The organism is Sulfurimonas sp., assembly GCF_028694605.1.
Classification (GTDB): domain Bacteria; phylum Campylobacterota; class Campylobacteria; order Campylobacterales; family Sulfurimonadaceae; genus Sulfurimonas.
The window spans coordinates 1-12,262 of sequence record NZ_JAQVKP010000020.1; the positions used below are offsets into that span (position 1 = coordinate 1).

The 12,262-nt window shown below is 46.7% G+C and carries 16 protein-coding genes; all 16 read right to left on the bottom strand.

Annotation, left to right across the window (positions count from 1 at the left end):
- Positions 1 to 212: 212 nt before the first annotated feature.
- From PHY84_RS10680 to PHY84_RS10755, 16 genes are read right to left on the bottom strand one after another with little or no spacing between them, the layout of a single operon-like run.
- Positions 213 to 539, bottom strand: a complete 327-nt coding sequence (locus tag PHY84_RS10680; protein WP_299859654.1) for a hypothetical protein — start codon at positions 537 to 539, stop codon at positions 213 to 215.
- A complete protein-coding gene (locus tag PHY84_RS10685; protein WP_299859655.1) occupies positions 536 to 1,087 on the bottom strand; it encodes a hypothetical protein in 552 nt (183 codons plus the stop codon). Before PHY84_RS10685 ends, PHY84_RS10680 begins: the two co-directional genes overlap by 4 nt.
- 10 nt (positions 1,088 to 1,097) lie before the next feature.
- A complete protein-coding gene (locus PHY84_RS10690) occupies positions 1,098 to 1,766 on the bottom strand; it encodes a hypothetical protein (protein WP_299859657.1) in 669 nt (222 codons plus the stop codon).
- The gene (locus tag PHY84_RS10695; protein WP_299859659.1) at positions 1,763 to 2,563 is read right to left on the bottom strand and encodes a hypothetical protein; all 801 of its coding nucleotides are present in this window, start codon (positions 2,561 to 2,563) and stop codon (positions 1,763 to 1,765) included. The genes PHY84_RS10690 and PHY84_RS10695 overlap by 4 nt, the downstream gene beginning before the upstream one ends.
- A 10-nt stretch (positions 2,564 to 2,573) precedes the next feature.
- Positions 2,574 to 3,527 carry a hypothetical protein gene (locus PHY84_RS10700; RefSeq protein ID WP_299859661.1) on the bottom strand — a complete coding sequence of 318 codons (954 nt, stop codon included), beginning with the start codon at positions 3,525 to 3,527 and terminating at the stop codon, positions 2,574 to 2,576.
- Complete coding sequence (locus PHY84_RS10705) at positions 3,527 to 7,048, bottom strand: hypothetical protein (RefSeq protein ID WP_299859663.1); 3,522 nt, start codon at positions 7,046 to 7,048, stop codon at positions 3,527 to 3,529. The genes PHY84_RS10700 and PHY84_RS10705 overlap by 1 nt, the downstream gene beginning before the upstream one ends.
- Positions 7,032 to 7,295, bottom strand: coding sequence for a hypothetical protein (locus PHY84_RS10710; protein WP_299859664.1), 264 nt, complete (start codon positions 7,293 to 7,295; stop codon positions 7,032 to 7,034). Before PHY84_RS10710 ends, PHY84_RS10705 begins: the two co-directional genes overlap by 17 nt.
- Before the next feature lie 41 nt (positions 7,296 to 7,336).
- Positions 7,337 to 7,885, bottom strand: coding sequence for a hypothetical protein (locus PHY84_RS10715; protein WP_299859666.1), 549 nt, complete (start codon positions 7,883 to 7,885; stop codon positions 7,337 to 7,339).
- Between the two features lie 12 nt (positions 7,886 to 7,897).
- The gene (locus tag PHY84_RS10720; RefSeq protein WP_299859668.1) at positions 7,898 to 8,830 is read right to left on the bottom strand and encodes a hypothetical protein; all 933 of its coding nucleotides are present in this window, start codon (positions 8,828 to 8,830) and stop codon (positions 7,898 to 7,900) included.
- A complete protein-coding gene (locus PHY84_RS10725; protein WP_299859670.1) occupies positions 8,830 to 8,970 on the bottom strand; it encodes a hypothetical protein in 141 nt (46 codons plus the stop codon). Before PHY84_RS10725 ends, PHY84_RS10720 begins: the two co-directional genes overlap by 1 nt.
- Before the next feature lie 18 nt (positions 8,971 to 8,988).
- Positions 8,989 to 9,210, bottom strand: a complete 222-nt coding sequence (locus tag PHY84_RS10730; RefSeq protein ID WP_299859672.1) for a hypothetical protein — start codon at positions 9,208 to 9,210, stop codon at positions 8,989 to 8,991.
- The gene (locus PHY84_RS10735; RefSeq protein WP_299859674.1) at positions 9,200 to 9,616 is read right to left on the bottom strand and encodes a 3TM-type holin; all 417 of its coding nucleotides are present in this window, start codon (positions 9,614 to 9,616) and stop codon (positions 9,200 to 9,202) included. Before PHY84_RS10735 ends, PHY84_RS10730 begins: the two co-directional genes overlap by 11 nt.
- Positions 9,616 to 9,921 (bottom strand): hypothetical protein, encoded by a 306-nt coding sequence (locus PHY84_RS10740; protein ID WP_299859677.1) that lies wholly within the window; start codon positions 9,919 to 9,921, stop codon positions 9,616 to 9,618. Before PHY84_RS10740 ends, PHY84_RS10735 begins: the two co-directional genes overlap by 1 nt.
- Positions 9,906 to 10,262, bottom strand: coding sequence for a hypothetical protein (locus tag PHY84_RS10745; protein WP_299859679.1), 357 nt, complete (start codon positions 10,260 to 10,262; stop codon positions 9,906 to 9,908). The genes PHY84_RS10740 and PHY84_RS10745 overlap by 16 nt, the downstream gene beginning before the upstream one ends.
- 16 nt (positions 10,263 to 10,278) lie before the next feature.
- Entirely contained in the window at positions 10,279 to 11,226 is a 948-nt protein-coding gene (locus PHY84_RS10750; RefSeq protein WP_299859681.1) for a hypothetical protein, read from the bottom strand.
- Positions 11,226 to 12,191: an XkdF-like putative serine protease domain-containing protein gene (locus PHY84_RS10755; protein ID WP_299859683.1), complete on the bottom strand. Its 966-nt coding sequence runs from the start codon at positions 12,189 to 12,191 to the stop codon at positions 11,226 to 11,228. Before PHY84_RS10755 ends, PHY84_RS10750 begins: the two co-directional genes overlap by 1 nt.
- Positions 12,192 to 12,262 lie beyond the last annotated feature (71 nt).

The window sequence follows — 12,262 nt, forward strand, 5'->3', positions numbered from 1 at the left end:
GGCGGATAAAAATAACATTGGTTAACATAATATAAATTCTATCAAAAATATGAATTTGTATTTATGGTGTACTCTTTTATGTGTAAATAATATCAAATCAAAATGTGATTTTTAATTTTTTATTAGTGTACGTAATCACAAAAAACGGGAACAATTTGCAGTAAGAATGGGAACTGCATTTTTTTTGTTCTCGTTTTTACTGCAAAAATGCACTACATATAGTCCCATTCTTGCTTATCTATTGACTTAATGCAGTGATCTTTTTCGTTGAAAACCACATCAAGCAACATGCAAAAGTATTTTCTCATCTTGCAGCATCCAAGCTTTCCTTTTTGAAGATAGTATCCATCCTCGCCGCTAACCGTTTCATCTGCCTTTCCCCCTCTTTTTGCATTGGAGTATTGATCTCTTCCTAAGGATGTATTGTAGAAATATTGCGGCAGATTCTTTCTATTCCTCCAGACGGCTCTTGGCATCATAAATAGATCGTATATTCCAAATACAATGAGTGAAGCAATGTATATAAAAAACTCCCTCATAGTCCCCCCGCATTGAGCTGGTCTTCTTTTGCCTGTCTTGCTCCGGTAAGTTGCGCTATTGCAACAGTATAGGCATCAGCTTTTTCGATGATTTTACCTATCAGATAAACCCTATCCACGCCTCTTGCTGTTGCTATCCCGTCTATTAAAGGAGTTGATGCAGTATGGTCTGCAATGTAGGCTCTTGCTTCTGCTTCTTGCTTGCTCCATGTGTTTTTTTCACTCTCTGGAGTTCCTTGTATGAGCTGTGCGATAGCGGTTTCATATTCGCGATTAATATTTTTGATCTTGATTGCGTATATCTCATCATTTGACTTATTTAAAACTTCTCTTGACTTCGTGACTGTCTTCACTGCTTCGTCAATAGATAGAGTTTCTTCACCGAAGTTTTGAAATTCATTTACCGCAGGAGTTTCTTCAACAAGCTTATACAGTCCTGCATCAAGATACTCTTGATCTTCTGCATTTTTCCCAAAGGAAACGTTTTTATAGCTTCCGCCAGCTCTTACTATTTTTGTTATTTTTCCGTTTGTTATTTCTGCGTACATTTATTTGTCCTTATTTACATTTTAGTGCAATTGTTCCTGCAACCCAGCAAGTATTGCTTATGCTCCCCACGTAAGTGAACGGTTGAGGATCAAATGTCCCTGATAATAATTTATGATTTCCTTGCGCAATTGCGGCGTCATACAATGTATCTTTTTGACTAAAGCTAGTAAAATCTTCCAAATCTGGAGACGTAAAGTAACCGCTGGCTGTACTTATGCTGTTATATATCGCCCCAACTGCCACAATCATTGAATTTCTATAGTTTGGAGTTACAGATGGTGGGTTTGGACTGCTTCCGCCCCCGTTTGCTTTAAGATGAACATCTATAGGATTAGTTGTATCTACGTTTCGGTATACCCTTACGATTACCAAATCAACAACTGCGCTGTTGTAAGAGATGCTTGTTTCGCTTCCGTCTGCTATTTTGTAGCCTATCGTCATATTTATATTTCGGTCAGACGAACTTCCGTATATCGTATCAATTGTTGTGAAGCCAGAAGCATAATGCGCTCCGCTTGTGTGGTAGCCAAAAGCGTTCGTAACAAGGATTAGGTCTCCTGCCAAAATATCAATTGATGAAATATCTACCGATAAGCCGCCACCATAAATTTCCTGCGTAACTTCTCCTATATACTCTATTCTTTTCTTTCTGCCAGTCATCAAAAGAGATCGTATCATACTGCTACTACTCCTGTATTTAATGCAATTACGGATAAAGTATAGGTTCCGTTTTTATCAACTTCTATTATAATCAGGTCAGTACCACTTACGGTAAATTCAGGAAGTGTTCCATCTTCAACTTTTAAGTTTGCAGGGAAGGTTATCGTATATGCCCCCCAGTTTACCGCTTCGATAACATAAACGTTTTGATTGGCAGAGACACCACCGAACGCCAATGTGAAGTTGCCTCCAGCTGTTATCTTCTGTCTGTTGCCTGTTGAAAAATATAGTGTATGTGTGCCGGTTGAGACAGAAACATCATCCGTTTGGTTGTACCACACGTCTTTGATGTAGTTCCCCCGCCCGTCAAGAACACCGCCTAGAGATGGAGAGCCATCGTCGGCAAGATTCCCAATCTTCAAGCTCAGCGCCTCAGAGAGGTCCTGCTGCTCTGCCATGCTTCCTATGACGCTTCCCCAGGAAGTAGATGTCCTCACCCAATTTTCGTTCGGCGGCGTCGTAGTATTTGCGTCTATTTTGGATATGTATATGATGTCCCCTATCGATACGCTCCGGCCTTTGTCATATGTGCCGCCCTGGACGTACTCGCCGTCGTATTTGCTTGTATCAATCAACCCGTCCGCCAGCCCTACTGCTACGCATATGTTTTGGTATGCGTTTTGCAGCCAAGGGATGAAGGTTGTCAAAAACCACCCTCTGTATCCATTGCACGCTGCCATTTCCTGTACTGTCGACAGCCCCGGTGTGCCCGGTATCGTCCCCTCATAGGGGGTTAAGTTTTCGCAGTCTGCCATTGTTTCTCCTTTAGTTTTGTATCCCGAACGCCTCGATAGGGATCAAGGCATAGTCGCTGCTGTTAATGGGAACCATAAATCTATGGCACCTCCCCAATAAAAACCCACTCTTGACCGCGTCTTTTTCGTCAAAAATATAAAAATTCAAAAAAGAACCGTGCCTGTGGATCAAATCTTGAATGTCGTCAATCTTGCTATACGGAATGCGTACATTCCCGGATATTGTTTTTTCGATATTAGCAGGGTACACGCCTGTTTGTCTTATATCCTCAAACTCTCTGATGTTTTTGGGAATGACGGTTTCCATAGTCGCTCCGTATTGTATGCATCCCAAATCATAGGCATGGCCCACGGCAAGAGAGCCTATGGCCATATAAGTGGAAGTTTCTGCTTTAGTAAAGTGCACCCGGATTAATGAATTTTCGATGCACCCTGCCGCATCGATCTGACAGTGGAACATCCGTTTTTGCACCGGTTCAGGGTTGCAGCATGTGTCGCAGCTGTATGATTCAAGATACATTAGGTTTATGGTTGCGATCTCGTCCCCCGTTGAGTTGTCCGGATTGATTTTGCTGATGGTGACCTTTGTGGCATGTTCTATATTCTGCCCGAATATGTCCGTCATAAAAGTGACATCAAAGTCGATGATAGCATCTTGCGTGTATATGGCCTGAGACGTAAACAGGTTGTCTGATATCTTATAGTCGTTGATGCCCTCGCCAAACCATCCGGACGAAAGCGAAGGATGTCCCACCGGGTTGTCGACTGCTGCAGTGTATTTCGTATGTAAAGACGATACAACCACTTCGTCCAAGTATTTATAGTCTGTTTTGAGCGGGTCCCATTCAGCGATCTCTTCGGTTACCGCATTGTTTGCTATGACATTGCCGAAATATACCTCTTTGACAATTTTGCCGCTATACGTGTCAGAAAACTCTTGTCTCGGTATGACGACCAGCTTCATTATACGACCTTTCTTGTGTCTTGGACTGTGTTGCGTGAAGTGCTATACGTATTCATCTCGATAGCCCTCAACCGTTCTTCAAATACCTCATTTGACATCTTTTGCTCATCCCTGAGCGCTCTGAGCTCTGCCTCTACCCCCGCATTGGGGTTGATCGGTTCTGCGCGCTGGATCATCTGGTTGGCGTCCGCGATCATAAATACCCTCTCTTTTTGCGTCATGTTGCCGCTTTTTGCCATATCGACGATCGTGTTGTAGGCATCCCCTGCTCCTGTCCAGTCTTGATTGTTGATGTAAGTGTCAAGGCCGTACATGGCTTTTTGCACGGTTGTCGTGTTAAAATCAAGCAAGATCTTAAGGGAAGACTCTTTAAGGCTATTGAGCTCTGCGTTGAGGCTCTCCATCGCATCGCCGAGCTGGCTAAAACCGTCCGCAAGCAAAAGCACCTGCCCAAACAGATACGCGCCCTCTTCCGTGTTTGTATCGATCCCGTAGAGCATATCCCTGAAAGACTGCTTGGCGCTCTCCGCTCCCTGCGTGAGGTCAGGCATCGTAAGCCCAAGGGTTGCGAACGATATCTCCATGGACTTTGTCAAAAACTCCATTTGCTCCGCTTCGGTGAAGAAGCCTGACATAAAGGCAGACATGGCGTCGTTAAACGGTGTAAGCCCTCCCGCGGAGTCTACGATGTCCAGCACCTGCATCTGTGCGATATACGCTTCCTGATACGTTTCGGTAAAAACTTCCGTGATCTCCTCTGTCACGGGCTTGAGCCATCTTGTGAAAGAAAAAGCCGTATTTTTAAACATATCTGCAACGGAAGCGTCGATCGTGCGCCCGAAAATATCCGTATACTCTTCGGTCGCACGGGTATAGGTTTCCGTCCAAACTCTTGTGACATCCATAACGCCGTCATTAAAGCTCTTTCCGATCAGGTCAAACATAAAAGACGCCTGGTCATACTCCGTCGCTATCCTGATCAGCGTTTCTAGAGAATATTCCGCATCTTTCGCATATCTTTCCGTCAGCGCGGCAAATGCTTCAATCCCATCTACGACACCGCTCAGCGCTGTGCTGAAGATTTGGCTCATACGGTCGGATACTTCGTCCGGGCTTAGGCCTGTAAAATCTACTTTGCCTATATCCAGCTCCGCACTCAGCAATGCCTCTTCCAGGCTGGTTTTCTCCAATCCCAGCGTCGTGCCCGCCAAAAGAATTGTCTCGAAACCATTGGCGAAAGCGTCCGATATCTCATCGAGTACGCTATCTGGCAGGTCTTTATATGAGTTGTAAATCTTCGAGCTTTTCTTGAGCCCGAAAAAAGACGATTTCTGCACCAGTGTCGTCGTGTAGGCGCGCACGTCTATCGTTGCTGTCTGCATCAGTTCGCTAAGCGTCTGGAGTTCAAACTTTAACCCTGTGCCGATCAGGGATACGGATTTTGAGCTGAACCCCAAAAACCCGGACTTATATGTGTCTACAAAATTCACTCCCGTCAAGTCAACGCCGCCGCTGCTTGCTTGAGCGTTCATAGATCTGGCTACCGAGTAGAAATTTGCGTCCATATTTCTGATATGCTTGAACATTTTATTGGTTACTTCCAGCATCGGGTATTGAGCCTCTGCGAAAATGTCGCCCAAATTTGCGAGAGAGTTGTCATCAAACTCAACCCTGCCTTTTGCGGCATCGATCTCCGCTTGCGTCACTTCGTCGCTGAACAGCGCACCTATCGCCTCGATAGCCGTCCCCAGCCCAGGGATCATAGCGTTAGCCCCATTGACGATCATATTGCCGATCTGCTCACCCAAGGCCTCCATGCCGCCGCTTTTGTATGCGGATAAAAGATTTGCGGCAGAATCTTGCAGCGTTTCTCTGAGCAGTTTTCCTTTTTCTATCGCTTCATTAGCTCCTTTATCGTATTTTTCCCACATTCCATCATATGCTTTGCCGATCTGCTCTGCCGTAAATATTCCGCTTTGCATCAGCTCTTTGAGGGTTTTATCGACGTCAAGCTGGAAGAGTTTATCTTCCTGTCCTGTAATTTCATAGTACTTCCTCCAAAGCTCATCCGCTTCTTTGGCTGCATCTGAAAGGGCTTTGGCATGCTCTTTGGCGGCCTTGCTTGACTTGTTTGTGGCTTTTGTGTTCGCCTCGGCGGCGGCTGCAATGCCTTGGGTTTTATTGCGCAGCTCATCGGCAGGCGCAGCGGCTTCTATGATAGGATCGGCGATGCTCCCGCGTTTGATCTTGATTTTTTCGATATTGGCCGCAAGGCCTTGCACTTTCGCATCAAACTCCGCTATATCTTCAAGATCGGCGTCGGCATCTTTCCAAAGCTTTTCGCCCGCCAAAGAATCCTTCATGTCTTGCCTGATTTGATTGATGTCGGCGTTTATACGCGTAAGGCCTCTTCCTTCCCCTGTTTCTTTTCTGAGTTTTTTCTCTTCCTCTAGGGCTTTGAGCTGCAGCCGGTTGTCTTCCTGGGTACCGTTCCAGTATACGCGGGCCGCTCCTGCAAGCTTCTGATACCCTGCTATCGCGATCCTGAACCCTGATATCAGCTTGGATACCCATGATATCAATGTGCCTATCGCCTGTATGCCGCCGTTGACCATGTCCACAAGCGCGTCTGAGAATACCTGCATTGCTTGCGGCGAAGCAGTACCCATCTGCGCGGTGATGAATTTGATCTGCTCTTTGATCCCGTCAAATATCGGCGCGCCTATCTTGCCTGCCATCGTATCCCAGGCAACCCCGAAGTTTGAGGTTGCGGTCGCCAATGTGTCCTGCGCGGCTCCCGTTTCTTTCATCTTCTCTTTGAGGTAGGCTACTTTATCGCCCGTTGCTGCAAACTCTTCTTTGGTGACGCCAAGCTGTTTCATCATTTTGCCGAAACCTGAACTCACATCCCACGTTCCGTCTGCAAGGTCGTCGATACCAGTGCTGAGTTCTTCGGCGCTCATGCCGAAATTTGATGCGGTATTGGTCGCAAGCTTGAGGATTTCAATCTGGTCTCCCAGCGCCCAGTTATGCCGCTCCATCCCAGGCTTTGCAAGCGCGTACACGTCGACGAGTTCACTCATCCCCATGGCCGTTTCGGCATTTGCGGTTTTAAGGATTTCCATTGTTCTTGCCACTTCTTCACCTATCATTTTTTGGCGTTGCTGTGCGGAAACATATTTTCCTGAAACTGTAGTGTAGCCCTTGGTTGCCGATACCATAGCGGTGAGTTTGGCGGTGGAGGCGTCCATCGATTTGTAGTAGTCAAACGAACTTGCCGCCGCGAAATCAAATGCTTTCTTGATGCCGTAGAAAACAGTTGCAACCCCTCCCAATGCGAGGAGCTTGCCTGCCATGGACGCGCCGCTTTTTCCTGCGTCATCCATCCTTTTTGGGAGGTCTGAAAGGTTTTTATTTGTGCCGGTTACGGAGCGGTCAAGCGATTCAAAGCTGTTTTTTACCGCAGTAACCTCTCCGGTCTTTGCATCAACTTTTAGCGTGATCTTAAGATCTTTCTCCATTGCTTGCCTCCCTCTCTATCAGCTTGATCATCTCAAGTGTTTCTATATCGTCCATGCCCCACTTGTCTGCATATCTCCATATCGTTTCTCTGTCTATCGTCACACCGCCAAAAGACGGTTCTCTTGCGTTCAGCCATACGCGGATATGCCACAGGCTCCACTCGTCTTCGAGGAACACAAGCCCGTATTTTCGCTCATAAAAAGATTTCTGCTTCTCTATATCCTTATGCGGGTCTATGTCCGGCACCTCACGGTTGACAAGCTGTCTGGCGTAGCGTATGACGTCATCTACTTTTTTTTCTTTGCCTTTAGAATGAGGGCTGATATCTCAGTCATGACGTCTTTGTATCCGAACCCCAGCTGCTCAAGGCGGTTTTGCAAGCTGGTTTTCTCTTCTGTGGCGATGACTCGCATATCAAAGACATATCGCGCAACGGACTCTTTGAGATTATTGGCAGCTTTGATGGAAACGTCTGTGGGATAGCGCTTTGTGATCTCATCTCTCCTGTCCTCAAGCTGTCGTATTTCTTTTCTGATCTTTCTCTTCTCCGTCGTGAGCTCTTTTTTTTCTTGCGGTTCCTCCTCCCCGATCATGAGGAGGTCTTCTTCTATATCGTCCATGTCTTCTGCAAGCCTTTGTATCTTTTTTGATATCTGCGTGGACTCGTTATTGGCTGCGAGTATCTCTTCGTACTCTTTTTCTTTTTCTTTTTGAAAAAGTTCAAACGCCGCCTCATCCTCAGATGTCAACGTGAGCCTTACCCGCAGGGGAAAGCTCTCGATTTTGGTTCCATTGTCTATGTCGAATGTGATTTTTGCATCATGCGCGATTGCCATCATTTCTCCTTATTACGCTGTGTAGCATCTCAGCTCAAAGTTGTCATCGCCTGAAACTTTTCTGCATTCAAACGTACGGTCTGCGTCCAGGCGCCCCTCATTGTCGGGTGTTTTTTGTTCGATCACCACGCATTTTGGCGCGAGAAGCTCCCATTTTTTGACGCCGTTTGCATCAAAGAGCGGGATCACGAAGTTAAACTGTGTTCCGCTCTTGAGGTCGTCAAACGCATCTTCATTGTCTTCCGTAACAGACATCAACACTTGCAGCTCCGGCTTGATATCTTGTGTGTAGCATGCGCCTGCACATGTATCTTTCGGGATTTTTATATCAGCGCCTAAATTAAATACCACTTTTTTGAAGTGCGCGCTGTTGCCGTTGACAAGGTAAGCCGTACAGTCTTTCGTCATATAGACCTTGTCAAATGTGGGGGTGCCCGGCACGGCATTGTCCGCATCAGCGGCGGAAAGCTGTGTGACCGCCGATAAAAGTGACTTAAAGTCAAACGACACTTCCGCGGATTTCCCCACTTCCATCGTTAATGAAAAATCCCCCCTCGCCCCGTAGGCGGCTGTGGTTTTTCTCTCAGATATCTGCAAAAGGGAGAGCGTTTTTTTGTTCGCCGAATCGTAAGCATACGCAAAATAGCCTGTTTCTGTTACAGGCGTCAACCCGCAAGCCTGGAGCGCTGCATCGATCAGGGTATGGACTGACGGCAGCTTCATCGCCGATGAGACCGGCACGTCGGCAAATGCCGTGATGATCGTCGTCTCTTTGCTTCCGTGGTGAGATGAAACGGGGTCGCTCTCGTCTTTGTCGTAGTTGGGCATCCAGATGCCTGAACCCTTCTCTAGCGGCAGCACCGCATCGGGCACGATATAGACCCCCGGAGTTGTTTCCAGTTTGACTTTGATGGCGCTTCTGTCAGATACGTATTTGGTACCCATTATTCATTCTCCTTTTTTTGTTTTGGTTCGGCGGCTGTATAGCCTTTGCCGACAAATGCATCTTTGAGATGCGCAGCGATTTGAAGCGCGTTCCCGTTTTTATCGTAAATTTCTATTCTTTTTGCGTTTTTTTGCTCCACTTGTTCTCCTTTTTAGTGTTACAGCCCTACAATTTTTTTTATAAATCCGACCACGCCGACTTCCTGCACCATATAAAAAGTGCCTATGCCCACCAGCCACCACTTGATGTTGACCAGCACCGCCTTGAGATCGCCCAGGTCTTTGTGCAGCATATTGATGCGCTGCTCCACATAGGAGATGCGTTTCTCATGGTCTTTTACATCGTATCTAAGCTTTACCATCACTTCTTCAGTCTCCACCCGGTTTTCCTTTGATCTTTTCTATCGTTCGATACCCGCCAAATCCCAGCATTCCCCCTACAAGGACCATAAGGTTGATGATGTCCAGATTCGGGGCTTGAATTTCTATCTTGTTTGCATGCAGAACCAGCACCAAAAACGGCTGGATGATATACACGTACGCTAAGGCAACCCCGCCGATCCACCCGATGAAGGGGCGCCATCCCGCCACAAAGATGCTCGGATGCTGCGCCTCTTTTTCGTTGATCAGCATCTGCGCTTTTCGCAAGTCTGATTCGATCATCTCCAGCTTAAGCGTAAGCTCCGCCTGTTTATGCGGGTCTTCGATCTTTTTGCCTGTGATCGCTTCCCTAAGGTCCGTAAAGAGATTGCCGACATCCCCCAAATTAAAATCCATCATTCCCATCAGTTTACCTCCGCTTCAATATCCAATAAAAACAGGTCTACCAGCTTCTCATCTTTAAAATTGATCGCTGATGAGATCACCTTGATGCAATTGCCTGTGTTTGACTCGAGCTTTTTGAGTTCTTCAAACATCGACGTGTTTTTGTCTACATCAGGCTTGACTACCACACCCAGTCTTATCTTATATGTTATATCGGCCGTCGTTTCCCTGGAGATTACAAATATCTTATAGTCCCCGGGGTGAAACGCTTCTACCGTCGATTCAATCCTCTGTTTTGTCTGGGCAAACCCTACACAGCACGACATCGGATGCCTCCCGTGTCAACTTCCCCGGTATCCATGTCCGCCGTGGATATGGATTCGCAGCGGTCAAGCCAATACTGCCGGAACACTTCAAGATCACCGAATGTCTGAAGCGTCTCCTCATACTCGTTTGCCCTGTTCTGTATCTTCTGCCAAAGCATGGGAGCCAGATAGTAGATAGCCTTACATGAGACTGCTTCTATTTCGTCGAAGTTGTCATCATCTGCTTCAAACACCTTCCCCCTGAAATCACGGTTTGCCCGTTTTAGGTGCGGGGTGATCAATGTATCATCGATCTCCGTTAAAGGAAGCCTTTCTCGTACATCAGCTATCGTTGTTATCATGTCTCACCCCCCCCTACTATGGAGCTACTGCTTCTGTGACGATCGTCACGTACTTGTGGATATCAAACTCATAGTCAGGTCTTACCACAAATTTGTAGCAAAGAGCGCTGATCTCGTTGCTGTACCATCGTTTACGATCGATCTGTGTTGAGATGCCCATAACAAGGTTCTTCTCCGGAGAACCAAGATACACACCTTCAGGGATTCCGATCTGAGGGCTTAGCTTTCTCCCCTCAAACTCAAGAAGCTCTCCAGACTTAAGGATCTCAAGCGCCCTGAACTCACCTGCCACTCCCCTGACATACGCGTTATAGTCTTTTTTGGAAAGGTAGATAGTAAGGTTGTCGCTGACATCCTCATCAGCATTATCCGCTACTGACTGAAGTGCGGCTTTTACTGTCGCATAGGCATCATTTGCCACGGCAGCATACGTTGCTTTCACAGTGCTTTCAGACTCTGCAGCAACGGTAAGCCATCCCTTTGCAAGCTCTACGAACGGTGCGGTTTCTAAATCATTGTCAGCCGTGCCGACCCATCCAAGATAGACAAGGTCATTACTGAATACCATGGTTGCCGCATTGTATTGCTCATCTGCAAATCCAGGATTGTCCTGATTGTCATCCAATACTTCATCGGTAAGGTTTAGCTGGTAAACCACGCCGTTTACCATGTTCAGCTTTGCACCGACCACACCGAGTTTTCTGAGGTTGGCTTCGGATACCGCCTTGCCTGCGATATGTCTTGCCAGCTGACCTCTAAGCCCTTCAAGAGCCGTACGGTTCTTTGTAAGCTTGCCTGCTACGTCAACCGTAATATCTTTAAGCAGTGCTGAATTATCTTTGATCGCATTGGCAAAAGCCCTTCCCTGCTTAGGCGTCAGCGTTCCTCCCAGTGCAACATCCGTCGCGATTACAGATCCCGCCTTTAGGATCTGGTCAAGTGAAAAGATTTCCGTTTCTTCCATTACATTACTCCTTCATTGTCTTTTTTAGCTTCATCTTTTTTGATGTCTTTTCTCTGGTTTGACTTTTTCAAAGTCTCCTCTACTTCACCTGCTTTTTTCTCAAGCGCTGTGATCTTCTCTCCTTGTGTTTTGAGATCGCTTGAGAGCTTTTCGTTCTCTTTCTTTAGATCCTCGTTCACCTTTCCAAGATCCTCGTTGGCTTTCTTGAGCTCCTCCATTTTCTCTCCGGCTTCTTTGGCTGACTTTTCAAGAGCCTCGATCTTTTCAGCCTGTTCTTTATTCGATTTTTCGATCTCACCCACTACGCCTGCCACCGATGCGTTAATCTTCTTCTTGATGCTATCGCCAAGACTTTCCACCTCTTTTTTCATATCAAAACCTTCTTCTTTACTTTTTGCGATGCGTCCGCCGAAGTCGAACCATACTTCTCCCACAGCGTCTGCAAATGCCGAAAACAGCCTTTTGATGGGAGTGTCCCCATCGGCCTTTTTTACCTCTGTCTTTTGTGCCGTTCCTGCCATGGACAGACCGGCAAGATCGCCGCTTTTTGCCATCTCTTTGAGCTCATCGCTCTCAAGCTGGATCGCCACTGCCCATGAACCTTCCGGCTCGTCCGGGAAGATAGGATCCCCTGATTTTGTCAGCCAGCTCTCCGCTACGTAGGCATCTTCGTTCTGGAAGCTATGGTCTACGTCTACGTTTTTGGCATTGAGCGACTTCATGAAACCGTATGCCGCCTTTTTGATATCACCCGCCTCGGCAAAATCACCTTGGGTGTCAACCTGTCCCGGGGAATAGACGATCCCATAGACGATCCCCTGCTCCTCATCTGTTTTCCTGATCTCTATCGTATGTTCATATCCGCCATGGTCTGCGGCTGATTTGTAGATAAAGACTTTTCCGTTCGCACCTGCTTTAACAAGCGATATATGCGTGACATTGATGTCCGTTAATCTGTTTGGCACAAACTGCTCCTTTCATGTCGTTTCGCTCCTTTTTTGAATGGATAAGCGCAGTATAGACCAAAAAACAAAGC